Here is a 25,662-nt window from a genome sequence, read left to right as displayed (position 1 = left end):
GCACCGCGCGCGGGATGACCCCATGAGGCACGCCCGCCGGGGAGATCTCACCGGGGCTGCGACGGACGCGAAGGCGGGCGTCCGGCACGTCGCCCGTGCGCGGTGACCTTGCCGGCGCCGTCGCCGCTGCCGTATCCGTCGCCGTCACCGTCGCCGCTGCTGTATCCGTCGCCGTCACCGTCGCCGTCGCCGTCACCGTCGCCGTCGAGAACGTGCCTCACCGTGGCGGAGGGCGACGGGAAGCCCCGGCTCGGGTCGATCACGATGGGGCGAGACCGGGGCCGCCGGGATCCGGCGGCCTCAGGCCCCCGACGCGGCCGCGTCCCGCAGCGCGTCGAGGACCGGCCGGATCAGCGGATGGTCCTCGGCTCCGCGCCGGACCGCCGCGAAGACCCGGCGGGTGGGGGCGACGCCGTCCACCGGGCGGACGAACACCCCGGTGAGATCGGTGCCCCGCAGCGCGGAGCGGGGCACCAGGGCCACCCCGGCGCCGGCCGACGCGAGGGCGACGACGGCGCGGAAGTCGTCGGACGCGTGCTCGAGGCGCGGCGCGAAACCGGCGTACTCGCAGGCCAGGACGGTCACGTCGTGGCAGGGGTTGCCGGCGGACTGGCCGATCCACGGGTCCTTGGCGAGGTCCGCGAGCGCGATCCGCTCCCGGGCGGCGAGCGTGTGGTCCGGCGGGAGGACGGCGTCGAAGGGCTCCGCGTAGAGCGGGACCCGGGTGAGCCGGGCGTCGTCCTCGCCGGGCGCACCCCGGTACTCGACGGCGACGGCCATGTCGACCTGCCGGTCCAGCACCATCAGGAGGCTCTCGTCGCCCTCGGCGTCCCGCACGCGGACCCGGATGCCGGGCGCGGTGCGGGCGAGGGCACCGATGGCGGGCGCGACGACGAGGCCGATGCCGGTGGCGAAGGCCGCCACCGTGACCGTGCCGGCCTCGCCCGAGCCGTACGCGGCGAGCTCGGCCTCCGCGCGCTCCAGCTGGGCCAGGACGGCGTTGGCGTGGCTCAGCAGGATCTCGCCCGCGGGGGTGAGCCGGGCCCCGCGCGCGCCGCGCTCCACCAGGCGGTGGCCGGTCTCCTGCTCCAGGGCGGCGAGCTGCTGGGAGACGGCGGACGGGGTGAGATAGAGCGCGGCGGCAGCCGCCGTGACGGTGCGGTGGTCGGCCACCGCCCGGAGGATGTGCAGCCGCCGCGCTTCGATCATGCCCCTAGTCTCGCAGGGCGGCGCGCGCGTCGACGAACGCGTCCACCGCCCGGTTGACGTCGTCCGTGGAGTGCGCGGCGGACAGCTGCACGCGGATGCGGGCCTGGCCCTGCGGCACGACCGGGTACGAGAAGCCGATCACGTACACGCCGCGCTCCAGGAGCAGCTCGGCCATCCGGCCCGCCTCGGCGGCGTCGCCGATCATCACGGGGGCGATGGCGTGGTCGCCGGGGAGGATGTCGAAGCCCTCGTCGGTCATCCGGCGGCGGAACAGCGCCGTGTTGGCGTTCAGCCGCTCGCGCAGGTCACCGGCGGACTCCAGCAGGTCGAGGACCTTGAGGGAGGCGGCGGCGATCACCGGGGCGAGGGTGTTGGAGAAGAGGTACGGGCGCGAGCGCTGGCGCAGCAGGGCGACGATCTCGGCGCGGGCGGCGACGTAGCCGCCGGAGGCGCCGCCGAGGGCCTTGCCGAGGGTGCCGGTGATGATGTCGACGCGGTCCATGACGCCGTGCAGCTCGGGGGTGCCGCGGCCGCCGGGGCCGACGAATCCGACGGCGTGCGAGTCGTCGACCATCACCATGGCGTCGTAGCGCTCGGCCAGGTCGCAGATCTCGTCGAGCGGGGCGACGTAGCCGTCCATGGAGAACACGCCGTCGGTGACGATCAGCTTGCGCCGGGCGCCGCCCTCGGTCGCCTCCTTGAGCTGCTGCTCCAGGTCGGCCATGTCGCGGTTGGCGTAGCGGAAGCGGCGGGCCTTGGAGAGGCGGATGCCGTCGATGATGGAGGCGTGGTTGAGGGCGTCGGAGACGACCGCGTCCTCGGGGCCGAGGAGGGTCTCGAAGACGCCGCCGTTGGCGTCGAAGCAGGAGGAGTAGAGGATCGTGTCCTCCTGGCCGAGGAAGGCCGACAGGCGCGCCTCGAGCTCCTTGTGGACCTCCTGGGTGCCGCAGATGAAGCGGACGGACGCCATGCCGTAGCCCCAGCGGTCCAGGGCCTCGTGGGCGGCGGCGACGACCTCGGGGTGGTCGGCGAGGCCCAGGTAGTTGTTGGCGCAGAAGTTCAGCACCTCGCCGGGACGGCCGCCGGAGGTGACGGCCACGGTCGCGGACTGGGGGGTGCCGATGACCCTCTCGGGCTTGTGCAGCCCGGCCTGCCGGATGTCTTCGAGCGTGGCGCGCAGGTCGTCGCGTACGGAGTCGAACATGAGAGGGGTTCCTTCGGAAGTCGGGCGGGCAGCAGGGCGAGTGAGCCGAAGGGCGCCGCGGGCGTCGAAAGGGAGAACGCGCAAAGGTCCCGAGGAACGGGGGGACCGAGCACGATCGGCCGTCGACGCACGCTGAAGGCGCCCGGAGGGGAACCGAGCCCCTATGCGGCGGTCCAGTCGAGGATGATCTTGCCGCTCTTGCCGGAAGCGGCGTCGTCGAAGGCCGCGTCGAAGTCGCGGTAGTCGTAGCGGCCGGTGATCACCGGGGCGAGGTCGAGGCCGCCTTCCAGGAGCACCGACATGGCGTACCAGGTCTCGAACATCTCGCGGCCGTAGATGCCCTTGATGGTGATCATGGAGGTGACGATCTTCGCCCAGTCGACGGAGAAGTCCTCGCTGGGCAGGCCGAGCATGGCGATCTTGCCGCCGTTGGTCATGTTGGCGACCATGTCGCGCATCGCGTGCGGGTTGCCGGACATCTCCAGGCCGACGTCGAAGCCCTCCTTGAGGCCGAGGATGCGCTGGCCGTCGGCGATGGTCTGCTCGGCGACGTTGAGCGCGAGCGAGACGCCGGTCTTGCGGGCCAGGTCGAGGCGCTCCTCACTGACGTCGGTGATGACGACGTGGCGGGCGCCGGCGTGCTTGGCGACGGCCGCGGCCATGATGCCGATCGGGCCCGCGCCGGTGACGAGGACGTCCTCGCCGACGAGCGGGAAGGAGAGCGCGGTGTGGACGGCGTTGCCGAAGGGGTCGAAGATCGCGGCGACGTCGAGGTCGACGGGGACGCGGTGGACCCACACGTTGGAGGCGGGCAGCACGACGTACTCGGCGAAGGCGCCGTCGCGGCCCACGCCCAGGCCGATGGTGGCGCGGCACAGGTGGCGCCGGCCGGCCAGACAGTTGCGGCACTTGCCGCAGACGAGGTGGCCCTCTCCGCTGACCAGGTCGCCGACGGAGACGTCGGTGACGTCGCGGCCGGTCTCGACGACCTCGCCGACGAACTCGTGGCCGATGGTCAGCGGGGTGCCGATGGTCTTCTGGGCCCAGCCGTCCCAGGAGCGGATGTGCAGGTCGGTGCCGCAGATCCCGGTCCGCTTGACCTTGATCAGGACGTCACCGGGGCCGGTCTCCGGCTCGGGCACGTCCGTGAGCCAGAGTCCCGGCTCCGCCTTCTGCTTGACCAGTGCCTTCAATGTCACGGCTCCCGACGTACGCGTCCTTGTGATGTACGGGTCAGGGCACGGCGAAGCGCCCAAGATCCCTGGAGGAGAATCTTCCGTACGTCGGGCTCCCGGTCCATCGAGGTTTTCTTAAGCGGCCTCGCAGATCAGCTTCACGCCGCTGGCGGGGGGCGGGCGGGGCGTCAACCCGCCGCCCGTTCCAGCACCGACATGGCCGCGTTGTGGCCGGGCACGCCGCTCACCCCGCCGCCCCGTACGGCGCCGGCCCCGCACAGCAGGACGTTGGCGTGCGCGGTCTCGACGCCCCACCGGCCGCCCCCTTCCTCCGCGTAGGGGAAGGAGAGGTCGCGGTGGAAGATGTGGCCGCCGGGCAGACGCAGTTCGCGTTCGAGGTCGAGCGGGCTCTTCGCCTCGACGCAGGGCCGGCCGTCGGCGTCGAGGGCCAGACAGTCGGCGATCGGCTCGGCGAGGCAGGCGTCGAGCTGGGCGAGGGTCGCCTCCAGGAGGGCGTCGCGGGTGCCGTCGGGGTCGGTGGCGAACAGCCGGGCGGGGGCGTGCAGCCCGAAGAGGGTGAGGGTCTGGTAGCCGCGGGCGGCGGCGTCGGGGCCGAGGATGCTCGGGTCGGTGAGGGTGTGGCAGTAGATCTCGGAGGGCGGCGCGGTGGGCAGCCGTCCGGCGGCGGCCTCGGCGTGTGCCGCGGCCAGCTGCCCGTATCCCTCGGCGATGTGGAAGGTGCCGGAGAACGCCTCGCGCGGGTCGACGGCGCGGTCGCGGAGCGCCGGCAGCCGGGTGAGGACCATGTTCACCTTGAGCTGGGCGCCCTCGGCGGCCGGCGGGGCAGCTTCGCCGAGGAGGCCGGCGAGGGCCTGCGGGGAGGCGTTCACGAGGACGTGCTCCGCCGCGACGACGCCCTCGCGGTCGGCGGTGCGGTACGCGACCTCGGCGCGGGTGCCGTCGGTGTCGATCCGGGTGGCCTCGTGGCCGGTGAGGATCGTGGCGCCGGCGGTGCGCGCGGCGTCGGCGAGGGCGTCGGTGAGGGCGCCCATGCCGCCGACGGGGACGTCCCAGTCGCCGGTGCCGCCGCCGATGACGTGGTAGAGGAAGCAGCGGTTCTGGAGCAGGGAGGGGTCGTGGGCGTCGGCGAAGGTGCCGATGAGGGCATCGGTCAGGACGACGCCGCGGACCAGGTCGTCGGCGAAGTGCTTCTCGACGGCGACGCCGAGGGGCTGCTCGAACAGCATCCGCCAGGTCTCGTCGTCGTCGACCCGGGCGCGCAGTCCGGCACGGCTCGGCAGCGGCGCGGTGAGGGTGGGGAAGATGCGGCGCGCGGCCCGCGCGGTGCGGCCGTAGAAGGACTGCCACGCCTCGTACTCGCGGTCGGAGCCGGTGAGCGCGGCGAAGGAGGCGCGGGTGCGGCCGGCGTCGCCGCCGACGAGCAGACCGGAGTCGCCGGAGGGGGCGTGGTAGGGCGTGTACGAGGAGACGGACCGTTTCCGCACGGCGAAGCGCAGCCCGAGGTCGCGGACGATCTTCTCCGGGAGGAGCGAGACGAGGTACGAGTAGCGGGACAGGCGGACGTCCACACCGGCGAAGGGCCGGGTGGAGACGGCCGCCCCGCCGGTGGTGCCGAGCCGTTCGAGGACGAGGACCCGGCGCCCGGCGCGGGCGAGGTAGGCGGCGGCGACGAGGCCGTTGTGTCCGCCGCCGACGATGACGGCGTCGTAGGAGCTCTCCGGTGCGGTCATGCCTCTTGCTAGCACCCCGGCGCCGGTCCCACCAGAGGGCCGGGCGGGCGGGTCGGATGCCTGCGGCGGTGTCGATGGCGCGCGTCCGCGGCGGTGTCGGTGGCGCGCGTCCGCGGTGGTGCCGGTGGGCGCGCCTGAAGGAGTGTCAGTGGTGTGCCCTACCGTCGGGACATGGGGAACCACTACCGGACGCTGGTCGTCCCGGACGTCACGGCGGAGGAGGCGGAGGGGCTCGCCGCGCGCGGCCTCGGCTGGCTCGTCTCGGAGGGGATCGTGCGCGCCGGGCGCAGCGAGGACTGCGTCTTCTTCGCCGCGTACGGGCATCTGCCGGGACCGCGGTGGTCGCGGGCGGCGGAGGATCCGCGCCACGAGGCGGCCGGCGGGGTCGCGGTCCACGTCGGACGGACGGTGTTCCACGGCTGCACGTTCTTCTGCGCGTACGCGGTCTGCCCGCACTGTGCGGCACGGACCCGCTTCTTCGGTGACGACGGGACGGCGGTCGAGGGCGCCTTCGATCCGTTCGCCGCCTCCATCCGGGCATGGGAGCGCACGGGCGCGGCCACGGCCGACTGCGGCACGTGCGGCCGGGCGGGCGACCTGACCGCCTGGGAGTGGGACGAGGACTTCTTCGCCTTCGGCCACCTGGGCTTCGCGTTCTGGGACTGGCCGGCCCCGGCGCCCGGCTTCCTGGCCGCGTTCGCGCGGGTGCTCGGCGGGCGCCGGTTCGTCCAGGTGGCCGGGAAGCTCTGACCGTACGGTGCCCCGGCGTGCGCTACCCGCCGCCGAGGCGTTCGCGGCAGTGGGCCTCGTCGGCGCGGGCGGACCGGGTGTCCGGGTGGTCGGGTCCCAGCAGGCGGGTGCGGGCCTCGGTCACCCTGCCGTACTCGGCGAGGGCCTCCTCCCAACGGCCGAGCCAGCCCAGCGCGATGGCGGTCTCGCGGCGGCTGACCAGGGTGTCGGAGTGGTCGGCGCCGAGCACGCGGGTGCGGGCGGCGCAGACCGCGCGCGCCTCGGCGAGGGCCTCGTCCCAGCGGCCGAGGCGGCCGAGGTTCACGCCGAGGCCGTGACGGGCGCGCAGGGTCTCGGGGTCCTCCGGCCCCGCGGTCCTGGTGCGGGCCGCGACGAGCTCCCGGTAGAGCGCGGCGGCCTCCTCGGCGCGGCCGAGGCGGCCCAGGCAGATGCCCGCCTCGTAACGGGCCGCGAGCGTGTCGGGGTGGTCGGGTCCGAGGACGGTGCCGCGGATCCCGGCGATCTCCCGGTAGTGCCCGAGCGCGTCGGACCAGCGCCCGAGCCGGCCGAGCGCGTGCCCCACCTCGTGACGGGTGGCCAGCGTGTCGGGGTGCTCGGCACCGAGCACCCGGGCGCGGGCGTCCGCGACCTCGCAGGCGGTCGCGTACGCCTCCGCGAGCCGGCCGATCCGCCCCAGCGTGAAGGCGAGATTGTGGCGGCAGCGCAGGGTGTCGGGGTGCTCCTGGCCCATGGTCCGTTCGCGGGCCGCGAGCACCGCCTCGTACACCGCGTGGGCCTCGGCGTGACGGCCGAGGCCACCGAGCACGTACGCCGTCTCCTGGCGTGCGGCGAGGGTCTCGGGGTGGTCGGTGCCCAACGTCCTGGCCCGTCCCTCGGCGACCGTGCCGAACTGGCGCAGGGCCTCGGCAGGCCGGCCGAGCCGGGCCAGGGCGAAGGCGAGTTCGTAGCCGCTGGCGAGGGTGTCGGGGTGGTCGGCGCCGAGGACGTGCGCGCGCTCCCGCGCCACCGTACGCAGCAGCTCGGCCGCCTCCTCCCACCGCCCGAGCCGTCCGAGCCCGAGCCCGGCCCGGTGCCGCCCGGCCAGCACGGCGACGAGCTCGGTGGCGGAGGCGGCCGGCTCGGACGGCCGGTGAGGCCGGTGCGAGTGGTGGGGCTCGTGGTGCCCGGGGGCCTGGGGGTGGCGCGGGCCGAGGGTCTGGCCGGACGACGGATCCTGGCCGGACGGCGGGGCCTGGGGGGACGGCGGGGCCTGGGCGTCGCCAGGGCCGGTCGCCAGGGCCTGCGCGGGGCCGTGGCCCTGGAGCAGGGCGCCGGCCTGGAGCGGGGCGCCGGTCTGGAGCGGGGCGCCGGTCTGGAGCGGGGGGCCGGCCTCGTCGGGTCGCCCGCCGGCGGTTGTGGGGCGCGCCGCGCGTGTCCACTCGCCCGTCAGGACCGTGGTCGGGTCGTACGGCGGCGTCGCGCGCCCCGCGAAGGTGGTCGCGGCGGCGCGGCCGGTGCCCATGGCACGGGCCCAGGCGGGGAGCGGGGGCAGGGCGGCCGGCGCGACCGGCGTCACCTGGACCGGGAGGACGGCGGATGCCGTGGCGCGGCCCGAGGCGAGGCGGTCGCGGAGCACGGCCGCGTCGGCGGGGCGGCCGTCGGGGGTCTTGGCCAGCAGGTCGAGGACGACCAGGTCGAGGTAGTCGGGGAGTTCGGCGCGGTGGCTGCGCAGCGGAAGGGGCGTGGTGTCGCGGTGGCCGATGAGGATGGACCAGGTGTCGCCCAGGTCGAACGGCGGGACGCCGGTGGCCAGCTCGTACAGCACGCAGCCCAGGGAGTACAGGTCGCTGCGGTGGTCGACCTCGCCGCCACCGATCTGTTCCGGGCTCATGTAGTGCGGGGTGCCCATGGCGATGCCGGTGCCGGTGAGGCGGGAGGTGAACCCGATGTCGGCGCCGAGTCGCGCTATCCCGAAGTCGCAGATCTTCACGGGCCCGTCGGCGAGCCGCACGATGTTCGCCGGCTTGAGGTCGCGGTGCACCACGCCCTGGCGGTGGGTGTAGGCGAGGGCGTCGGCGACCTGCTCGGCGATGTCGACGACCTCGGCGACGGGGAGGGGCCGCTTGCGGTTGTCGGCGAGCAGCTGGCTTAGGTTGCGGCCGTCGAGGAGCTCCATGACGAGGAAGAGCACGCCGTCGGACTCGCCGAAGTCGTGGACGACGGTGATGCCGCGGTGCTGCAGGGAGGCGGCGACGCGGGCCTCGCGCCGGAAGCGTTCGCGCAGCACGGCCAGATTGGCCGGGTCCCGTTGCTGGCCGAGCGGCCGCAGGCACTTGACGGCGACGCGCCGGCCGAGCGACTCGTCGGTGGCCCGCCACACCTCACCCATGCCGCCGCGGCCGATCACCTCGTGCAGCCGGTACCGGCCCTGGACCAGCCTGGTGTCCGTGTCCGCCATCGCGTGCTGTCGCCCCCGTCTGCCCTGGTCCCGTGCCGCTCCCTCCCCGGCCCGTCCAGTATGGCGGCCGTGGCGCGCGGTCCGTACGGCCCGGGTCGGGTCCGGGCCGATCCGTGTCCTCGCGCGCGGGCCGGAGGGCCGGCCGTACGGGAGCGTGGGCGGGAGCGCGTCACCGGCCGGGAGGCGACCGGCCCGGACGGCTCGTACCGGATCGGGTGGCGCCGGAGCGGCGTCCCCCGGTCCGGCCGCGCCGTCACCGGGTCAGTGCCAGACCGTCTGCACCGAGTCGAACTGGATCCAGGTGATCGGGTTCCCGGCGTTGCCGCCGTAGACGCTCACCGACCCGGACGGGTTGATCTCCAGGCGGCAGGCGTTGACGCCCTGGCTGTTGTTGCGGGGCGCGACGGCCCGTACGAAGGCCGTCGGCGCGGTGAAGCCGTCCGGCAGCCTGCCGATCTTCGCGTCGGAGGCCAGGCTGCACGTGACCAGACCCCGGGCCTGGAGGAACGAGGTGCCGGCGATGGTGACGAGCCGGACCTCGGGGGTCGCGCCCGCGGCCGGGGTGATCCCGGGCTCCAGGACGAGCGGGGTCCAGGCACCGGCGTCGACTCCGGCGGCCGCGGCCGGGGCGGCGGTGACGAGGCCGCCGACGGTGAGGGCGGCGGGCAGGGCGAGGGCCGCGCCGAGGACGCTGCGGCGGTTGTGGGACATGGGTGTTCGGCTCCTTGGGGGGCGGGAGGGTTGGCGTCAGCGCCAGACGGCGCTGAAGGCGTCGAGCTGGGCCCAGGTGATCGGGTCGGTGGAACGTCCGCCGTAGAGGCGCAGTGCGCGGTCCGTCCCGGCTTCGACCCGGGCGACGCCGGGGCCGCCGGCGGTGTTGTCGCGCGGCACGGTGGCGCGGGCGACCACGCTCGGGGTGAGGGAGTCGGGCAGGGTGCCGATGACCGTGTCGGTGGTGAAGCTGCCCCTGACTCCGCCGGAGAGCTGGAGGGTCGTGGTGCCGGCGAGGCTGATGAGGCGGCCGCGGGGCGCGTGCTGATCGGCCGTCACTCCGGCGGCGAGGGCGATCGGCCGCCAGTCCGTGAGGACCTTCACGCCGTCGGTCTCGGGGGTCGCGGACAGGGACATGATCGTGCAGGTGCGCGGGCCGGGGTCCTCGCAGGCGAAGCCGAAGTGGAGGTGCGGGACGCCGTCGTGGACGGCGACGGTCATGCCCTCGGCCTCGCGCCAGACCAGGCCGGGGCCGGCGGTGATGTGCTGGTGGTCGAGCTGGTTGCCGGAGGCCCACTCGAAGGCGGTGATGTGCGTGTTGCCGGGCAGCGGCGCGGCTTCGAGGCTCTGGCCCTTGAGCGTGTAGAGCACGCCCGCGTGGGAGGCGTATCCCTGGAAGTCGGTGCCGGCCGCGGGGACGACCGGGCTGAGCGTCTGGAGGGCCTGCCACTCCCCCGCCGCCGCCCGGGCCAGGTCGTAGCGCGCGTAGGACGTGACGCCGCCGAGGGCGTAGCGCACCACGAGCTCGCTGGCGCTGTGGTCGATGGTGGGGGTGACGAAGCGGGCGGCCGGGTCGGGGGTGTACGGCGGGGTGTGGCGCGCGGTGCCGTGGTCGACGACGTCGCCGTTGCGGTAGGCGAAGCTGGTGACGGCGGTGCCGTAGCCCTCGTTCTTGCTGTTGGGCACGGACGCGGTCTCGGTCCACAGCCAGACCGTTCCGCCGCGGTTCTCCACGCCGAGGTTGACGCCGTGTCCGAATCCCCGCAGGTACATGTGGCCGGTGAGGGCGCCGCCTCGGGTGAGCCGGCTCAGGCACAGGTCGCCGCGGGCCTTGCGGGTGGGGTAGTCGACGGCGGCGGCCTCGTCGGACAGCCGGATCCCGCCCTCCATGATCTGGAGCACGAAGATGTCGCCGGAGACGGGGTCGATGCCGAACGACTGCATGACGGTGTCGTTCTGCAGCCGGCGCCGGTGGAGCAGCTTGCCCACCGGGCCGGCGATGTCTATCTGTCCTGGGATGGTGATGCTCAACGGCGGGGCTCCTCGGGAGGATGACGGCTTCCCTGATGATCGAACCGCGCCAGTGTGCCACTCCCCTTCGCCCGTGGGGACACGGGCCTCGGGCCGTTCGCGCGCGGGAGCCGGCGGCAGGACGGAGCGACCGGCGACCTCCACCCGTTCGACTGCATCGGGTAAGGGTTCTGTGACGGAAAGTCACTACGGACTTCCTGCGCCACCCGGCGCTCGTGGACCGCTCGGGCGTGCTGTTCCAGCGCCGGCCGCCGTCGTGGGTGCAGGAGCTCCTGGACCTGTTCGGCTCGCGGCCCTGGCACGCCGGCTCCAACATCGACGCCGCCGCCGCGCTGGAGCCCCTCCTGGTGGTGGGCCGGCGCATCCTCGTCTTCGGCGAGCCGTTCACCGACGACGCCGAGGGCGACCTCGGCATGCACAACGTGCACCAGAACCAGGGCGATCCGGCCGGCTCCCCGTGGTGGCAGGAGAACGGGATCTGGCAGGACGGCGCCACCCTCACCCAGCGGCCCGACGGGCGGTACGACGTCTTCCTGAACAAGTTCTCCAGCCAGGCGTCCCACACGGACCCGGCGGGCCACCCGCTCGCCTGACCCGCGCGGGGGCCGCGACGAGGACGGTGACGAGGGCGGCGGCAAGGGCGGTGCCGAGGACGGTGACGAGGACGAGCACGATCAGCGGCGGACCCGGGGCATGCCGAGGCCGATCCAGGAGATGATCTCGCGCTGGATCTCGTTGTTGCCGCCGCCGAAGGTGAAGATGACGGCCGAGCGGTAGCCGCGTTCGAGTTCGCCGTGCAGGACGGCACCGGCCGAGCCCTCCTTGAGGGCACCCGCCGAGCCGGTGACCTCCATGAGCCAGGCATACGCGTCGCGGCGGGCCTCGGATCCGTACACCTTGACGGCGGAGGCGTCCTGGGGCGTGAGGGTGCCGTTCTGGACGGCGTTCACCATCTGCCAGTTGAGGAGTTTCATGGCGTCGAGCCGGGCGTGGGTGCGGGCCAGGGTGCGGCGGACCCAGCCGAGGTCGAGGACGCGGCGGCCGTCGGCCAGTTTGGTGCCGGCGGCCCAGCGCTGGACGTCGTGCAGGGCGCGGATGGCCATGGTGCCGTGGGCGGCGAGGGTGACGCGTTCGTGGTTGAGCTGGTTGGTGATCAGCCGCCAGCCCTCGTTCTCGTCGCCGACGCGGTGGGAGCAGGGCACGCGGACGTTCTCGTAGTGGCTCGCGGTGGTGTCGTGGGAGGCGAGGGTGTGGATGAGGGTGCAGGAGTAGCCGGGGTCGTCGGTCGGCACGAGCAGCATGGTGATGCCCTTGTGCGGCGGGGCGGCGGGGTCCGTGCGGACGGCGAGCCACACCCAGTCGGCGGTGTCGCCGTTGGTGGTCCAGATCTTCTGTCCGTTCACCGTGTAGTGGCCGGTGGTCTCGTCGCCCTCGCGGACGGCGCGGGTCTTCAGGGCGGCGAGGTCGGTGCCGGCGTCGGGCTCGCTGTAGCCGATGGCGAAGTCGATCTCGCCGGAGAGGATCTTCGGCAGGAAGTACGCCTTCTGCTCCTCGGTACCGAACCGCATGATCGTCGGTCCGACGGTGTTGAGGGCCATCAGCGGCAGCGGTACGCCGGCCTGGGCGGCCTCGTCGAAGAAGATGAACTGTTCCATGGGGGTCAGCCCGCGCCCGCCGTACTCGGTGGGCCAGCCCACGCCCAGCCAGCCGTCGGCGCCGAGCCGGCGCACGGTCTCGCGGTAGAAGCCCTTCTGGGCGGCGGGGTCGGCGGAGCGCGCGTGGACGTCCTCGGGGGCGAGGCCGGTGAGCCCGGCGAAGTAGGCGCGCAGTTCGGCGCGCAGTCGGTGCTGGGCGGGCGTGTACTGGAGGTGCATGGCGTCTCCCGTGGCTCGGCGCTCCGATGCTGCGCGCGGTGCGGCGCCACGGTAGAACGTGTTCCATAAATGCGGAAGGCCCGTGCGCCGACCGGTGGCGTACGGGCCCGTCCGCGCCGCCCGCGAGGGCGGACCGTCCCTCGGGAGGGAGCGGCTTCGCCGCTCAGGGCAGCAGTTCGTCGAGGGAGGCTCGGCCCTTCTCCGCCATGCGCCGCTCGGCCCAGGCGAGATTCTTCGGATTCACGTCGCGACCGGACGCGAGGACCAGGTCCTCGGCCGTGAACTCACCCTCCGACCCGGCGTGCAGCAGCCTGTCGGGCGTCGGGATGTCCCCCCGGGACGTCTTGTCGGTGTCACCGTTCATGCCGCCTCCTCGTGTTTCGCAGGCACTGGCCATTCTCGTGGCCCGCTCCCCGTCCCGCATCCGGGCGACGGTCAGGCGACGGCGCGCAGGGCGCGGACCGCGCGGTGGGCGGGGCGTGGGGTGCGGGGTGGGCGGGGTGCGGGGCGTGGGGTGCGGGGTGCGGGGTGCGGGGCGCGGGGTGCGGGGCGCCGCCAGGTCGGCGCGGTGTCCGCAGGCCGCGTGGCGGGCGGCGCCGCCGGGTCGGTGCGTGTCGGAGCGGTGTCGGTGGCGTGTCGACGCGGCCGGGGAGGCTGGCGGACGCATCAGACATCCGCCGGTGAACCAGGAGCCCGCCCGATGACCCCTCCGTCCCAGCCCCAGCCCCAGATCGAGCCCCAGCCCTTGCCCCTGCGCCGTGTCCGCGTCACGGCTGTCCGGCGCCTCACCCCGCGCATGGTCCGGGTCACCCTCGGCGACCCGTCGCCGAACGGCGCGGCCCTCGCCCGGCCCGACGCGCAGGTGAAGCTGTTCTTCCCCCGGCCCGGACAGGACGAGCCCGTCCTGCCCGACCCGGGCCGGGACGGCGACGTGATGCGCTGGTACGCGGCGTACGGGGCGATCCCGGAGGAGCGGCGCCCCTGGATGCGCAGCTACACCGTGCGGGCGCACGACCCGGCCGCCGGGACCGTCGACATCGACTTCCTGCTGCACGGCGGCGAGGAAGGGCCGGCGACGCGGTGGGCGCGCGGGGCGCGCCCCGGGGACGTGCTGGGGATGTTCGGTCCGTCGGACCACTTCGCCGTGCCCGTCGACCCGGGCGCGGGCGACCGGGCGCTCCTCGTGGCGGACGCCTGCGCGCTGCCCGCCCTGGCCACGGTCGCCGAGGCGCTGCCGACGGGGCGGCCCGCGGTCGCTGTCGTCCTGGTCGCCGACGCGGCGGAACGACAGCCGCTGCCGACGGCCGGGGACCTGAGGGTGCGCTGGGTGTACGGGGAGGGAGCGGCCGGCGAGGAAGCCCTGATCGCGGCCGTGCGGGCCGAGGCGGGCCGGTTCGCGGCCGGTGCGCCGTACGTGTGGCTGGCCGGGGAGGCCGCAACGGTGCGCGCCCTGCGCCGTCACCTCGTGGAGGAGCGGGCGGTCGACCGCCGGTCCGTCGACTTCGCCGGCTACTGGCGCCGCAGCCTCACCCAGGACGACGCCCCGACGGCGGAGGACCTGGCGGAGGCACACGAGCGGCTGGAGCTGCGGAAGGGGTCAGGGTGACGCGGGCCCCGAGTGACCGGAGGTCACGCCGGGCCACGGCGCGGCCCGAGTGACCCGAGGCCACGCCGGGCCACGGCGCGGCTCGGCTCGGTGACAGCCGGACCCCGGTGCTCGAAAGGCCGGCCTGCGCCCGGAGGCCGGTGACCGCGCCACGGCACGACGGCGCAGAAGGGCACCGCGGCCAGGAGCCCAGGGTCCGCACACCCGGGCCCGGCCCGGAGGCCGGTGACCCCGCCACGGCACAACGGCACAGAAGGCCACGGCGACCACGAGCCCAAGGTCCGCACACCCGAGCCCCCGCCCGGAGACCGGTGACCCCGCCACGGCACAACGGCACAGAAGGCCACGGCGACCACGAGCCCAGACTCCGCACACCCGAGCCCCCGCCCGGAGACCGGTGCCCCAGCCACGGCACGACGGCACAGGAAGCCAGAGCCGACCAGCCCGAGGTCCGCAACGGCGGCCCGCGACCACAAGCCGGTGACGTGTCACCGCGCCGCCGCGTTGCCGCGTCACCGGTTCCGGAACGGAGGCCGCCGAAGGTGCCGGGTCACTCCGGCCGGCCCGCCACCGCCTCCCGGACGAGGGTGGCGGCCTGCCGCACGCTGAGGGTCGCGCCTTCCTCGTAGCGGGCGGTGAAGGTCTCCGGGGCGAGGGCCGCGCGCAGGGCCCGTTCGGCGTGGGCGCGCAGGGCGGTTTCGGTCGGGGCGGCGAGGGGGCGGATGCCGGCGCCGGTGGGAGTGCCGCGATGGGCGTCGTACGCGCCGAGCAGCCGTGCGCCCTCCGCCGCCGCGCCGGTCCCCGCGCGGGCCCACGCGGCGGTGGCGAACTGCGTGACGATCAGGTGGGGGGCGACGAGGTGGGCGAGGGTCTCCATGTCCCGGACCGCGCGGGCGACCCGGGCGGCGGCGTCGTCGAAGGCGCCGTCCAGGCAGTCGAGCCAGGCGTGGAGCCCGGCGAGCATGCCGTGGAAGAGGCCGGGGGTGAGCTCGCCGCACTCGTCCTCCATGAGGCGGACCTGCGTGCGGGCCAGGGAGGTGCGGCCGGTGTTCCCGTAGTGCTGGGTGAGCAGCAGACGGGGTGTGCTCACGGCCTCGGTGCCGGATGCGCCGGACTCCGCGGCGGCCTCGGCGAGGAGGCGTTCGGCGTCGGCGCGGGCCGCCGGGTCGTCGGCGACCGCCGGGGTGCGCAGCCGCAGGGCGGCGAGCAGCGCCTTGAAGACCGGGACCTGGGAGCGGGCGCCGAGCCGGGCGGCGGCGGTCATGGCCCGTGCGAAGTCGGCGGCGGCCTCGGCCGTGCGGCCGGCCCGCTCGTACGTCTCGCCGCGCGCGGCGAGGGCCTCGGCGGTCCCCCACGAGTCCTGGAGTGCCTCGAACCGTTCCAGCGCCTCCTCCGCGTCCCGCGCCTGCCCGCCGAGGAGCCTGGCGCGGAGCAGCAGGGCGAAGGCGAGGTCCCAGTCGTCCCCGTGGTCGCGGGCGGCGGCCACGAGGGCGGCGAGGGTCTCGTCGAGGTCGGCGAACCGGCCGGTCATCAACTGGGCGAAGAACCACATCGTGCCGGGGTGCCGGGCGGTCTGCGGCAGTCCGGGCCGGTACGCGGCGATGACGGCGTCGAGGCGGGCGCGGGTCTCGGGCCGCTCCAGCGCGGTGGCACCGTCCCCGCCCTCGGCCGCGAGGGCCAGCAGGCGTCCGCCGCGCCGGGCCTCCCGGAGCCTCTCGCCGGTCCAGGGCGGCGGCACGTCCCCGCACCGCCCCGCGAACGGCTCCGCCCTCGGCGCCGCCCCGGCGAAGGGGTCCGGTCCGAGCAGGGTCGCCTCGCGCAGCCAGGTCCGCGCGTCGTGCAGGTGGTTGCGCAGTTGCCAGAACCAGCTCATGGCGTGCACGAGACACAACGTCTCCTGCTCGTCCCGCACCCGCACGGCGGTCCGCAGCGCACCGCGCACGTTGTCGTGCTCGGTCTCCAGGCGGGCCATCGCCGCCGCCTGCCCCGGCCCGCGGAGTTCCGCGTCGCCGAGCCGGGCGAGCTCGCGGTAGTACGTCAGGTGCCGCCGCTCGACCTCCGCCCGCTCCCCCGCCTCGTCCAGCCGCTCCCCCGCGTACTCGGCGACCGTCTCCAGCAGCCGATAACGCATCCCCGACTCCGTCGGAGCGGCCACCACCAGCGACTTGTCCACCAGCGCCCCGAGCAGGTCCAGCACCTCCGGCCCCTGCCCCGGCCCCCCGCACACCGCCTCCGCCGCCTCCAGACCGCACCCGCCCGCGAACACCGACAGACGCCGCAGCACCGCCCGCTCGCCCTCCGTCAACAACTCCCAGGACCAGTCCACCACCGCCCGCAACGTCTGCTGACGCGGCAACACCGTACGAGCACCCGAGGTCAGCAGCCGAAACCGGTCGTCGAGCCGGTCGGCGATCTGCCGAGGCGTCAGCATCCGCAACCGCGCCGCCGCCAGCTCGATCGCCAGCGGCAGACCGTCCAGCCGCCGCGCGATCTCCTCCGCCGCACCCGGATCGTCCGCCACCCGGAACCCCGGCCGCACCGCCGCACCCCGCTCCCCGAACAACCGCACCGCCGTCCCCAGCGGCAACGGCCCCACCGGACGCACCACCTCCCCCGGCACCCCCAACGGCTCACGGCTCGTCGCCAGCACCGTCACCCCCGGACACCGCGCCAGCAACACCTCCACCAACCCGGCCGCCGCCCCCACCACATGCTCACAGTTGTCCAGCACCACCAGGAGCGTGCGGCGCGCGCAGTGGTCGACGAGGGTGGCGAGGGGGTCGCGGGCGGGGCCGCCGCGCCAGAGGTGGGTCTCGCGGGCGCCGAGGGCGGTGAGGACGGCGGCGGGGACGTCGGACGGGTCGCGCACGGCGGCGAGTTCGGCGAGCCGGGTCTCGGTGCGGGCGGACGCGGCCGCCAGGGCGAGGCGGGTCTTGCCCACGCCGCCGGGGCCGGTCAGGGTGACGAGCCGGCCGTTCTCCAAGGCGCTTTCGAGGTCCCGCAGTTCGCCGTCACGGCCCAGGAACGAGGTCAGCGGGGCGGGCAGCGTACGGCGGAGGGCCGCGGGTGGCTCCTCGGCGGTCAGCAACTCCTCGTACAGCTGCTTGAGTTCGGGCCCCGGGTCGGTGCCGAGGCGGTCGGCGAGGGCGCGGCGGGCGGCCTCGTAGGCGGCGAGGGCTTCGGCGGGGCGCCCGGCGGCGCGCAGGGCGCGGAGGTGGAGGGCACGGAGGGGTTCGTCGAGGGGGTGCTCGGCGGTGAGGGCGGCGAGCGGGACGAGGGTGTCCTCGGCGCGGCCGAGGGCGAGGTCGGCGGCGAGCCGGTCGCGGCGGGCCCGGGTGCGGCGCTGGCCGGCCCGTACGGCGAGCGGGTCGTGGTCGTGGCCGGGCAGGTCCGCGAGGGCGGCGCCGCGCCACAGGCCCAGGGCCTCGTCCAGCAGCCGCGCGGCTCGTTCGGGCCGGCCGGCGTCCAGCTCCCGTGCGCCTTCGTCGGCGAGCTCCTCGAAGCGGAACAGGTCGATCCCGTCGGGTGCGGTGACCAGCCGGTAGCCGCCGGGCACCGATGCGACGGCTTCGTGCCCGACGGCCCGGCGCAGCCGGCCCACCAGCGCCTGGAGCGCGGCGACCCGGTCCCGGCCCCGCCCCTCGGCGGCGTCCTCGGCCCACAGCTGGGCGATCAGGGCCTCCGTACCGGTCGGCCGGCCGCCGGCCGCGGCGAGCGCCGTGAACAGGGCCCTGAGCCGGGCGCCGGCCAGTACGGCGTCCGAGCCGTCGGCGCGGCGGGCCTGGGCGGGTCCGAGGATGCGGTAGGGCGGCTGCACCGGCCCATTCTGCCGAATCCGCCCGTGTGGCCGTGTCGCCGCCATGGCGTGCGGGGTGTGCGGGTTCGACAATAAGGAAGATGACCGATGACGAGCGGAACACGCGCGGCGGCGAGATCGGGCCGACCGAGCGCCTCGCCATGAACCGCACCGGCAGCTTCGACTGGGACCTCGACACCGGCACCATCGACGTCGACGACGCGGGCCTGCTGGTCTTCGGGCTCGCCCCGGCCGAGTTCGACGGACGGCCGGCGACGCTCGTACGCGATCTGGACCCCGACGAGCGGACCCGGCTCGAACGGGTGATCCGGGACGCGATCACCGGCGGCAGTTCCTCCTACACGGCGCACGTCCGGTTCGAACGGGCCGACGGTACACCCCAATGGACGCATGTGCAGGCGCGGATCCTGCGCCGGGGCGGCGGCATGGCGCACCGGATCGTGGGCATCGTGCGGGACGCGACGACCGAGGTCACGCACTCGGAGTTCGTGCTCGACCTGGAGAAGCGCCGCGAGGTGCAGACGACGATCGTGGAGCGGACGACGCACGCCCTGTCGCGGGCGGTGACCGTGGACGACGTGACGGCGGCGCTGACCGGCCCCGGGGGTCTGGCGCGGCTCGGCGCCGAGGGCCTGGCCCTCGGTCTGGTGGAGAACGGCTCCCTCAACCTCATCGCGCTGAGCGGCGAGTCCCTGGAGATCTTCGACGACTTCCGCAGCCGCCGTCTGGACCGGGGGCTGCCCCTGGCCGAGACGGTGCTGAGCGGGCGGCCGCGTTTCGTGCCGTCGTTTCCGACGCTGGGCCAGGACTTTCCCGAGCTCGCTCCGTACGTGGGCCGGATGCCGTTCCGCTCGGCCTGTTACCTGCCGCTGGTGGCGCAGGCCCGCTCGCTGGGCGGGATGGCGCTCTTCTACCGGCGGCGCAGCACCTTCAACACCGACGAGCGCAATCTGCTGCTCGGCCTCGCGGCGATCGTGGCGCAGTCGCTGCAACGGGCGATCCTCTTCGACGAGGAGCGGGAGCTGGCGACCGGGCTGCAGGCCACGATGCTGCCGCGGCGGATCCCGGAGATCACCGGTGGCGAGATCGCGGTGCGCTACCACGCGGCGTGGAGCGGGCGGCAGGTCGGCGGTGACTGGTACGACGTGATCCCGCTGCCGCGCGGGCGGGTCGGGGTGGTCGTGGGCGACGTGCAGGGCCACGACACGCACGCCGCGGCGATCATGGGCCAGCTGCGGATCGCGCTCCGGGCGTACGCGGGTGAGGGGCACGCCCCCTCGACGGTCCTCGCCCGCGCCTCCCGCTTTCTCGCGGAGCTCGACACCAACCGCTTCGCGACCTGCACCTACGCCCAGGTCGACCTGACCGGCGGCACGGTGCGCGTGGTGCGGGCGGGGCATCTGGGGCCGTTGATCCGGCACACGGACGGGCGGGTGGGCCGGCCGAAGCTGCGGGGCGGTCTGCCGTTGGGTCTGGCGACGGTCTTCGGGGACGAGGAGTTCCCCGAGACGCGGCTCGACCTGGTGCCGGGCGAGACGCTGGTGCTGTACACGGACGGTCTGGTGGAGCAGCCGGACACGGACATCGAGACGGGACTGGACGCGCTCGCGGAGGCGGTGAGCAGCGGCCCTCCGCAGGCGGAGGCGCTCGCGGACCACCTGTCGGAGCGGCTGTGGGAGCGGTGGGGTTCCGGCGACGACGTGGCGCTGCTGGTGCTGCGGCGCAGCCCCGACCCGGGCACCCCGAAGGCGCCGCGCATCCACCAGTACATCCACCAGGCCGATCCGCAGGGCCTGTCGGACGCGCGGGCGGCGGTGGGGCAGGCGCTCGTGGATTGGGGCATGCCGGAACTCGCCGACGACGCCGAGCTGTTGACGGGCGAGTTGCTGGTCAACGTGCTGTTGCACACCGAGGGCGGTGCGGTGCTGACCCTGGAGGTGCTGCCGGAGCCGGTGCGGCGGGTGCGTCTGTCGGTGCAGGACCGTTCGAGCGCGTGGCCGCGGCGGCGCACTCCGGGCGAGGCGGCGACCTCGGGGCGCGGGCTGCTCCTGATGGACGCGATCGCCTCGCGGTGGGGCGTGGAGCCGCGCGGCGAGGGCAAGGCGGTGTGGTGCGAGATCGGACCGCCCGGGGCGCAGACCTCACCGGGCGGGACGGCGAGGGCGTCGGCGGCGGGCGGGGCCGCTGCGTCAGGCGCTGCCGCGTCGGGGAACGGGCGCGGCGGGCGGGACGCGCGGGAGGGGGGCGCCGACGGCCCGGCGAAGCCGGCTTCCGGTTCCGGGACGGGGTCCGATGCCGGTTCCGGTCTCGGCTCCGGTCTCGGCTTCGGAACCGAGGTCGGCTCCGGTTCCGGGGCGGGGACCGATTCCGGGACGGGGACCGATTCCGGTTCCGAGGCCGGCTCCGGTTCCGGTGGTACGAGCTCCGGGCGTACGGGCCCGGAGGAGTGAACGAAGGGCGGTACGGCCGATGGACCCGGTGGCGGCGCTGGAGCGGATCGCCTTCCTGCTGGAACGCTCGCAGGCGCCCGCGTACCGGGCCCGCGCGTTCCGTACCGCCTCGGCGGCGGTGACCGCGCTGGGCGCCGAGGAGGTGGCGCGGCGGGCGAAGGCGGGCACGCTGGAGTCGGTGAAGGGGATCGGCCCGAAGACGGCGGCGGTGGTGCGGGAGGCGCTGGCCGGGCGGGTGCCGGAGTACCTGGAGCGCCTGGAGAAGGAGATCCCGGTGCCCGAGGCGCGCGGGGGCGAGGCGCTGCGGGCGGCGCTGCGCGGCGACTGCCACGTCCACTCGGACTGGTCGGACGGCGGCAGCACCATCGAGGACATGGGCCGGGCGGCGGCCCGGCTCGGCCACGAGTGGGTGGTCCTGACGGACCATTCGCCGACGCTGAAGGTGGCGCGCGGGCTCTCCCCCGACCGGCTGCGGGAGCAACTGGACGTGGTGGCGCGGCTGAACGAGGAATGGGCGCCGTTCCGGATGCTCACCGGGATCGAGTGCGACATCCTGCCGGACGGCTCGCTGGACCAGGAACCCGAACTCCTCGACCGGCTGGACGTGGTGGTCGGCTCGGTCCACTCGAAGCTGCGGATGGACGCGGCGGCGATGACCCGCCGCATGGAGCGGGCGGTGCGCAATCCGCTGATGGACGTGCTCGGTCACTGCACCGGGCGGCTGGTGAGCGGCGGGCGGCTGCGTCCGGAGTCCGAGTTCGACGCCGAGCGGGTGTTCGCGGCCTGCGCCGAGTCGGGCACGGCGGTGGAGATCAACAGCCGTCCCGAACGCCTCGATCCGCCCCTCAGGCTGCTGCGGCTCGCGGTGGAGGCCGGCGTGTACTTCGCGGTGGACACGGACGCGCACGCCCCGGGCCAGCTGGAATGGCAGATCCACGGCTGCGCGCGGGCCGAGGAGTGCGGGGTGCCCGCGGAGCGGGTCATCAACACCTGGCCGGTGGACGAGCTGTCCCGGTGGACGAGGGGTGAGCGGCGGGAGAGCGCCTGAGGGGTGCCCGGGGTCCCGTGGACGCCCGGGGTTCCATGGACGCCCGGGGTCCCGTGGACGCCCGGGGTCCCGTGGACGCCCGGGGCGCCGCCCCCTTCGGAGGCGCGCGTCAGGCGCGCTGCCAGACCGTGGTGGCGTTGCAGAACTCGCGGATGCCGTGGCCCGAGAGCTCGCGCCCGTACCCCGAACGCTTCACTCCGCCGAAGGGCAGGGCGGGGTGGGAGGCGGTCATGCCGTTGACGAAGACGCCGCCGGCCTCCAGGTCCCGTACGAAGAAGGCGATGTCCTCGTCGCTCCGGGTCCAGACGTTCGAACTGAGGCCGAACGGCGAGTCGTTGGCGACGGCGACGGCCTCCTCGATGTCGGCGACCGGGTAGAGGGTGGCGACGGGGCCGAAGGTCTCCTCGCGGTGGACGCGCATCTCGGGGGTGATGCCGGTCAGGACGGTGGGCCGGTAGAACCAGCCGCGCGACAGCCCGTCGGGGCGGCTCCCGCCGCACAGGACGGTGGCACCGGCGGCCACGGCGTCGTCGACGAGGGCCTCCAGGTCGGCACGGCCCTGTTCGGTGGCCAGCGGGCCGACGTCGGTGTCGTCGTCGAGGGGGTCGCCGACGGAGAGGGAGTTCATGGCGGCGGTGAAGCGTTCGGCGAAGTCGTCGTAGACGTCCTGGTGGACGATGAACCGCTTGGCGGCGATGCAGGACTGGCCGTTGTTCTGCACGCGCGCGGTGACGGCCGTCTTCACGGCCCGGGGGAGGTCGGCGGAGGGCATGACGATGTACGGGTCGCTGCCGCCGAGCTCCAGGACGGTCTTCTTGACCTCGTCACCGGCGATCGCGGCCACGGAACGGCCGGCCGGCTCGCTGCCGGTGAGGGTCGCGGCGGCGACGCGGGGGTCGCGCAGGATGCCCTCGACGGCACCCGAGCCGATCAGCAGGGTCTGGAAGCAGCCCTCGGGGAAACCGGCGCGGCGGAACAGGTCGCCGAGGTAGAGGGCGGTCTGGGGCACGTTGGAGGCGTGCTTGAGGAGTCCGGTGTTGCCGGCCATGAGCGCGGGCGCGGCGAAGCGGATCACCTGCCACAGCGGGAAGTTCCACGGCATCACGGCGAGGATCGTGCCGAGCGGACGGTAGTGGACCCGGGCGAGGTCGGCGCCGGAGTCGAGGACGTCGTGCTCGGAGGGGTGCTCGTCGGCGAGCAGCGCCTCGGCGTGGTCGGCGTACCAGCGCATCGCCTTGGCGCACTTGGCGGCCTCGGCGCGGGCGGCGACGATCGGCTTGCCCATCTCGGTGGTCATGGTCCGCGCGATGTCCTCGGCGTCCTCGTCGAGCAGTGACGCGGCGGCCCGCATGAGCCGGGCGCGCTCGGCGAAGGGGGTGGCGCGGTACTGACGGTACGCCTCGTGCGCGGCGGAGACCCGCCGCTCGACCTCCGCGGGGCCGTGAGCCTCGTAGGTGCGCAGTGTCTCGCCGGTCGCCGGGTTGACCGTGGCGATGCCCATGTCGTCTCCTCCTGGCCTCCTCCCCCACGGGCAACCTTTCCCGACGGGGCCACGGGCGCAATCGGGGCGGGTGCGGTGGGGTGACGGGGCGGCGGGAAACGCGGGCGGAGGGGCGACGGGCCGGAGGCGCGACGGGCCGGAGGGGCAACGGGCCGGAGGGGCAACGCGGGCAGACAGGGGACGTGGGGCGTGGGCAGACAGGGGACGTGGGCGGGGTCAGCCGCCCGTGACCCAGCGCAGGGCGCCCGCCAGGTGGGTGCGGAAGGCCGGGTCGGCGTAGGACTCCGCGGCGTGGCCGAGGGCGGTGAAGAGGACGCGGCCGTGGCCGGGGGCGGCGTCGCGGCACCAGACCAGGGGGTGGTCGGCGCCCATGGTGCCGCCGCTGTAGCGGGTCTCGTCGGCGCGGGCGAGGACGCGGACGCCGGTGGCCCGGGGGTTGGCCGTGAAGTTGTACCACTCGTCGGTCCACTCCCAGCACTCCGGCAGGGAGGCCGTCGCCGGGTGGTCGTGGGCGTCGACGCGGACGGTGCCCGGCTGGATCTCGGGGTGGCCGTCGAAGCGGGTGCCGAGGAGTTCACCGTAGAACGGCCAGTCGGGCTCGGCGTTGGCCGCGGCGTGCACGGCGAGGAGGCCGCCCCCGCCGCGTACGTACGTCTCGAAGGCGGCGCGGCCCGCATCGGTGAGCACGGTCCCGGTGGTCGAGACGAGGACGACGGCGGCGCAGCGGGCGAGACGGTCCGCGGTGAAGGCGGCGGGATCCTCGGTGGTCTGGGCCGACAGCCCGGCGTCGGCGGCGAGTTCGGTGAGGGCGGTCGCCGCGGCGGGGATCGAGTCGTGGCGGTAGCCAGCGGTGCGGGTGTAGACGAGCACGCTCCGCGGCCCGACCGGCCCGACCGGCCCGGCCGGCCTGCTCCGGCCATCCGACCCGCTGGACCCATCCGGACCGCCCGGCCCGTCCGGCCCGTCCGGCCCGTCCGGCCTGGTCGCCCCGCTCCTGGACACGTGGTGCACTCCCTGGTCCCGCTCTCGTCCGGCTCCGTCGAGCAAGCGCTTTCCATGCGCTGCCGCACCGACCGTAACCACCGAAAACCACGGGCCGCAAGGCCCGGCGCTCGGGCAGACTGCCCCGATGGATCTTCTGCCACGACCGCGCCGCGCCCTCGCCCACGTCGCCGCCCTCGCCACGGGCGAACCCCTCGACCCCACGCTGAGGGTGACGCTCAACTTCCATCCCACCTTCTTCGAACGCCTCGCCGAGGAAGGGGTCTACCGCTCTCAGTTCGTCACCGGCACCAGCAACGGCGGGCTCACCGCGCGTCCCGACGGCGACCGGTGGCGCTGGGAGAGCCGGATCTTCGGGGGCGCGTACGACGACGCCCCGGCGCACGAGCGGCCCGTGTACGGCGCGCTCGACCACCGTCGCCGCCCTTACGGCGCCGCGCCGCGCTTCGGCTCCGCGCACCTGCGGCTGACCGGTGCCACGCTCGCCCGCACCACCTTCTGCTATCCGGACAGCGTCCTGGAGCCGAAGGACTTCGGCGTGGCGGAGCGTGCGGGCCTGGTGGCGCTCGCCCTCGCCGACGCCGAGGCGGACGCCCTCGACGACTACGTCGAGGCGCAGGTCCACGGACCGGTGGAGATCGGCCGGGACGTGGAGGCGCTGGTCCTCGACCCGTCCTTCCGCGGTACGGAGGTGGAGGCCGCGGCCCGCGCGCTGCCCTGTCCGGTGGAATGGCACGAGGGCTTCCGGCTCTCGGTCGCGGAACTGCGACGGCATCCGGAGTACCGGGGGCCCGAGTTCGTGGAGCTGGGCGCCGAGCTGGCCGTGGACGGCCGGCTGGATCCGCGGATCGTCCAGGAGGCGGCCGAATCAGGACGCTACGACCGGCAGCACGTCAAGCGGGTGTGGCACCTGCTGGCGCGCTTCGGGGCCCCGGCCGCCACCCCGGTCGTCCGAGGCTGATCCTCGGCAACCTGCTCTCCGCCCGCCGGCCGGCGGAACACCGGCCGACCGCTCCGGCCGCCTCCCGCGCCCTCGCCCCGCCCTCCCGGCTTCCCCGCCCTCCCGGCTCACCCCGTTCTCCCGGCCCGCCCCGTTCTCCCGGCCCGCGTCGCCTGGCTCAGTCGACCGGGCGGGTGGCCGCCTCCAGCAGCGGCGCCAGGAAGTCGCGTTCGAGGCTGCCCGGGGGCAAGGCGTCCGGTTCGACGTAGCTCTGGGCCAGACCACCCTCGCGCAGGGCGACGACGAGGCGGGCGAACCGGTCGGCGTCCACGGTCAGTTCGCGCCCGGCGCGGCGGAGGACCAGCTCCAGGCCGCGGGCGATCTCGGCGCGCAGCCGGGCGTCGTGCCGGGCCAGCACCCAGGCGGCCTGCGGGTCGCGGATGGCGTGCAGGGTGAACTCGGTGCTCACCAGGTACCAGTCCCGCTCCTCCGGCTCGATGCGCGAGGCCAGGTCGGCGAGCCGCTCCAGGGTGTAGTCCTCGGGCCCGAGCGCGTCGATCGCCTCGGCGAGGCGGCGCACGATCCGTTCGCCGTGTTCGTCGAAGAGGGCCAGGAAGAGCTCCTCCTTGCCGGCGAAGTTCGAGTAGTACGCGCCGCGCGTGAATCCGGCGCGTTCGCAGATCTGCTCGATGGAGGCGGCGTGGAACCCGTGCTCGGCGAAGACCTCCAGGGCCGCCTTCAGCAGGGCCGCGCGGGTACGGGGTCGGCGCCCGGTGACACCTTTCGGCACGGGTGGCTCCTCCTTCGCGTCCATCGCCGGGGAGGCGTTTCCGGGTGGGTCGGCGGCCCACGATACCGGCGGCCATCCCGGGCGCG

At 74.9% G+C, this 25,662-nt stretch carries 20 protein-coding genes; 6 read left to right on the top strand and 14 right to left on the bottom strand.

Going from position 1 to position 25,662, the window contains the following annotated elements; genetic code table 11:
- Positions 1 to 47: 47 nt before the first annotated feature.
- The 5 genes from ABD954_RS32155 to ABD954_RS32135 form a co-directional block, all read right to left on the bottom strand.
- Positions 48 to 221 carry a hypothetical protein gene (locus ABD954_RS32155; protein WP_345491388.1) on the bottom strand — a complete coding sequence of 58 codons (174 nt, stop codon included), beginning with the start codon at positions 219 to 221 and terminating at the stop codon, positions 48 to 50.
- Between the two features lie 79 nt (positions 222 to 300).
- Positions 301 to 1,209, bottom strand: coding sequence for a LysR family transcriptional regulator (locus ABD954_RS32150; protein WP_345491386.1), 909 nt, complete (start codon positions 1,207 to 1,209; stop codon positions 301 to 303).
- Between the two features lie 4 nt (positions 1,210 to 1,213).
- The gene (locus ABD954_RS32145) at positions 1,214 to 2,413 is read right to left on the bottom strand and encodes a glycine C-acetyltransferase (RefSeq protein WP_345491384.1); all 1,200 of its coding nucleotides are present in this window, start codon (positions 2,411 to 2,413) and stop codon (positions 1,214 to 1,216) included.
- Between the two features lie 161 nt (positions 2,414 to 2,574).
- A complete protein-coding gene (gene tdh, locus ABD954_RS32140) occupies positions 2,575 to 3,606 on the bottom strand; it encodes an L-threonine 3-dehydrogenase (protein WP_345492609.1) in 1,032 nt (343 codons plus the stop codon).
- A gap of 170 nt (positions 3,607 to 3,776) precedes the next feature.
- Positions 3,777 to 5,339 (bottom strand): phytoene desaturase family protein, encoded by a 1,563-nt coding sequence (locus ABD954_RS32135; protein ID WP_345491382.1) that lies wholly within the window; start codon positions 5,337 to 5,339, stop codon positions 3,777 to 3,779.
- 171 nt (positions 5,340 to 5,510) lie between these two features.
- On the opposite strand from ABD954_RS32135, the gene ABD954_RS32130 reads away from it, so the two are divergent.
- Positions 5,511 to 6,089: a hypothetical protein gene (locus tag ABD954_RS32130; protein WP_345491380.1), complete on the top strand. Its 579-nt coding sequence runs from the start codon at positions 5,511 to 5,513 to the stop codon at positions 6,087 to 6,089.
- A 22-nt stretch (positions 6,090 to 6,111) separates the two neighbouring features.
- Here the strand turns inward: ABD954_RS32130 and ABD954_RS32125 are convergent, their stop codons facing one another.
- The 3 genes from ABD954_RS32125 to ABD954_RS32115 form a co-directional block, all read right to left on the bottom strand.
- Positions 6,112 to 8,526 carry a serine/threonine-protein kinase gene (locus ABD954_RS32125; protein ID WP_345491378.1) on the bottom strand — a complete coding sequence of 805 codons (2,415 nt, stop codon included), beginning with the start codon at positions 8,524 to 8,526 and terminating at the stop codon, positions 6,112 to 6,114.
- Between the two features lie 261 nt (positions 8,527 to 8,787).
- Positions 8,788 to 9,237: a hypothetical protein gene (locus ABD954_RS32120; protein ID WP_345491377.1), complete on the bottom strand. Its 450-nt coding sequence runs from the start codon at positions 9,235 to 9,237 to the stop codon at positions 8,788 to 8,790.
- A 36-nt stretch (positions 9,238 to 9,273) separates the two neighbouring features.
- Positions 9,274 to 10,548 (bottom strand): phage baseplate protein, encoded by a 1,275-nt coding sequence (locus tag ABD954_RS32115; RefSeq protein WP_345491375.1) that lies wholly within the window; start codon positions 10,546 to 10,548, stop codon positions 9,274 to 9,276.
- Between the two features lie 197 nt (positions 10,549 to 10,745).
- On the opposite strand from ABD954_RS32115, the gene ABD954_RS32110 reads away from it, so the two are divergent.
- Positions 10,746 to 11,141 (top strand): DUF2278 family protein, encoded by a 396-nt coding sequence (locus ABD954_RS32110; RefSeq protein ID WP_345492607.1) that lies wholly within the window; start codon positions 10,746 to 10,748, stop codon positions 11,139 to 11,141.
- 81 nt (positions 11,142 to 11,222) lie between these two features.
- On the opposite strand, the gene ABD954_RS32105 is transcribed toward ABD954_RS32110, so the two are convergent.
- Together ABD954_RS32105 and ABD954_RS32100 are read right to left on the bottom strand one after the other, a co-directional pair.
- The gene (locus ABD954_RS32105; RefSeq protein WP_345491373.1) at positions 11,223 to 12,422 is read right to left on the bottom strand and encodes an acyl-CoA dehydrogenase family protein; all 1,200 of its coding nucleotides are present in this window, start codon (positions 12,420 to 12,422) and stop codon (positions 11,223 to 11,225) included.
- A 163-nt stretch (positions 12,423 to 12,585) separates the two neighbouring features.
- Positions 12,586 to 12,786 (bottom strand): hypothetical protein, encoded by a 201-nt coding sequence (locus ABD954_RS32100; protein ID WP_345491372.1) that lies wholly within the window; start codon positions 12,784 to 12,786, stop codon positions 12,586 to 12,588.
- 336 nt (positions 12,787 to 13,122) lie between these two features.
- Here ABD954_RS32100 and ABD954_RS32095 point away from each other — a divergent pair, with 336 nt between their 5' ends.
- Positions 13,123 to 14,028, top strand: coding sequence for a siderophore-interacting protein (locus ABD954_RS32095; RefSeq protein WP_345491370.1), 906 nt, complete (start codon positions 13,123 to 13,125; stop codon positions 14,026 to 14,028).
- Between the two features lie 550 nt (positions 14,029 to 14,578).
- Here the strand turns inward: ABD954_RS32095 and ABD954_RS32090 are convergent.
- Positions 14,579 to 17,890: an ATP-binding protein gene (locus tag ABD954_RS32090; RefSeq protein ID WP_345491369.1), complete on the bottom strand. Its 3,312-nt coding sequence runs from the start codon at positions 17,888 to 17,890 to the stop codon at positions 14,579 to 14,581.
- A 35-nt stretch (positions 17,891 to 17,925) separates the two neighbouring features.
- Here ABD954_RS32090 and ABD954_RS32085 point away from each other — a divergent pair, with 35 nt between their 5' ends.
- Both ABD954_RS32085 and ABD954_RS32080 read left to right on the top strand, forming a co-directional pair.
- Positions 17,926 to 20,295 (top strand): SpoIIE family protein phosphatase, encoded by a 2,370-nt coding sequence (locus tag ABD954_RS32085; protein WP_345491368.1) that lies wholly within the window; start codon positions 17,926 to 17,928, stop codon positions 20,293 to 20,295.
- A gap of 19 nt (positions 20,296 to 20,314) precedes the next feature.
- Positions 20,315 to 21,343, top strand: coding sequence for a PHP domain-containing protein (locus tag ABD954_RS32080; protein WP_345491366.1), 1,029 nt, complete (start codon positions 20,315 to 20,317; stop codon positions 21,341 to 21,343).
- 109 nt (positions 21,344 to 21,452) lie between these two features.
- On the opposite strand, the gene ABD954_RS32075 is transcribed toward ABD954_RS32080, so the two are convergent.
- Positions 21,453 to 22,844 carry an NADP-dependent succinic semialdehyde dehydrogenase gene (locus tag ABD954_RS32075; protein WP_345491365.1) on the bottom strand — a complete coding sequence of 464 codons (1,392 nt, stop codon included), beginning with the start codon at positions 22,842 to 22,844 and terminating at the stop codon, positions 21,453 to 21,455.
- 216 nt (positions 22,845 to 23,060) lie between these two features.
- On the bottom strand, positions 23,061 to 23,714 hold the full coding sequence (locus ABD954_RS32070) for a ThuA domain-containing protein (RefSeq protein WP_345491363.1): 654 nt from the start codon (positions 23,712 to 23,714) through the stop codon (positions 23,061 to 23,063).
- A 259-nt stretch (positions 23,715 to 23,973) separates the two neighbouring features.
- On the opposite strand from ABD954_RS32070, the gene ABD954_RS32065 reads away from it, so the two are divergent.
- Positions 23,974 to 24,807, top strand: a complete 834-nt coding sequence (locus ABD954_RS32065) for a DUF3626 domain-containing protein (RefSeq protein ID WP_345491361.1) — start codon at positions 23,974 to 23,976, stop codon at positions 24,805 to 24,807.
- A gap of 157 nt (positions 24,808 to 24,964) precedes the next feature.
- On the opposite strand, the gene ABD954_RS32060 is transcribed toward ABD954_RS32065, so the two are convergent.
- On the bottom strand, positions 24,965 to 25,576 hold the full coding sequence (locus ABD954_RS32060; RefSeq protein ID WP_345491359.1) for a TetR/AcrR family transcriptional regulator: 612 nt from the start codon (positions 25,574 to 25,576) through the stop codon (positions 24,965 to 24,967).
- Between the last annotated feature and the right edge of the window lie 86 nt (positions 25,577 to 25,662).

Origin of the sequence: Streptomyces roseoviridis (assembly GCF_039535235.1) — a bacterium.
Lineage (GTDB): Bacteria > Actinomycetota > Actinomycetes > Streptomycetales > Streptomycetaceae > Streptomyces > Streptomyces roseoviridis.
This window is presented reverse-complemented; position numbering and strand designations above follow the sequence as displayed.

Coding starts and splice junctions, on each gene's coding strand:
- ABD954_RS32150 (WP_345491386.1), bottom strand. CDS start 1,209: ATGATCGAAGCGCGGCGGCTGCACATCCTCCGGGCGGTGGCCGACCAC.
- ABD954_RS32145 (WP_345491384.1), bottom strand. CDS start 2,413: ATGTTCGACTCCGTACGCGACGACCTGCGCGCCACGCTCGAAGACATC.
- ABD954_RS32135 (WP_345491382.1), bottom strand. CDS start 5,339: ATGACCGCACCGGAGAGCTCCTACGACGCCGTCATCGTCGGCGGCGGA.
- ABD954_RS32130 (WP_345491380.1), top strand. CDS start 5,511: ATGGGGAACCACTACCGGACGCTGGTCGTCCCGGACGTCACGGCGGAG.
- ABD954_RS32125 (WP_345491378.1), bottom strand. CDS start 8,526: ATGGCGGACACGGACACCAGGCTGGTCCAGGGCCGGTACCGGCTGCAC.
- ABD954_RS32120 (WP_345491377.1), bottom strand. CDS start 9,237: ATGTCCCACAACCGCCGCAGCGTCCTCGGCGCGGCCCTCGCCCTGCCC.
- ABD954_RS32105 (WP_345491373.1), bottom strand. CDS start 12,422: ATGCACCTCCAGTACACGCCCGCCCAGCACCGACTGCGCGCCGAACTG.
- ABD954_RS32100 (WP_345491372.1), bottom strand. CDS start 12,786: ATGAACGGTGACACCGACAAGACGTCCCGGGGGGACATCCCGACGCCC.
- ABD954_RS32095 (WP_345491370.1), top strand. CDS start 13,123: ATGACCCCTCCGTCCCAGCCCCAGCCCCAGATCGAGCCCCAGCCCTTG.
- ABD954_RS32090 (WP_345491369.1), bottom strand. CDS start 17,890: ATGGCGGCGACACGGCCACACGGGCGGATTCGGCAGAATGGGCCGGTG.
- ABD954_RS32085 (WP_345491368.1), top strand. CDS start 17,926: ATGACCGATGACGAGCGGAACACGCGCGGCGGCGAGATCGGGCCGACC.
- ABD954_RS32080 (WP_345491366.1), top strand. CDS start 20,315: ATGGACCCGGTGGCGGCGCTGGAGCGGATCGCCTTCCTGCTGGAACGC.
- ABD954_RS32075 (WP_345491365.1), bottom strand. CDS start 22,844: ATGGGCATCGCCACGGTCAACCCGGCGACCGGCGAGACACTGCGCACC.
- ABD954_RS32065 (WP_345491361.1), top strand. CDS start 23,974: ATGGATCTTCTGCCACGACCGCGCCGCGCCCTCGCCCACGTCGCCGCC.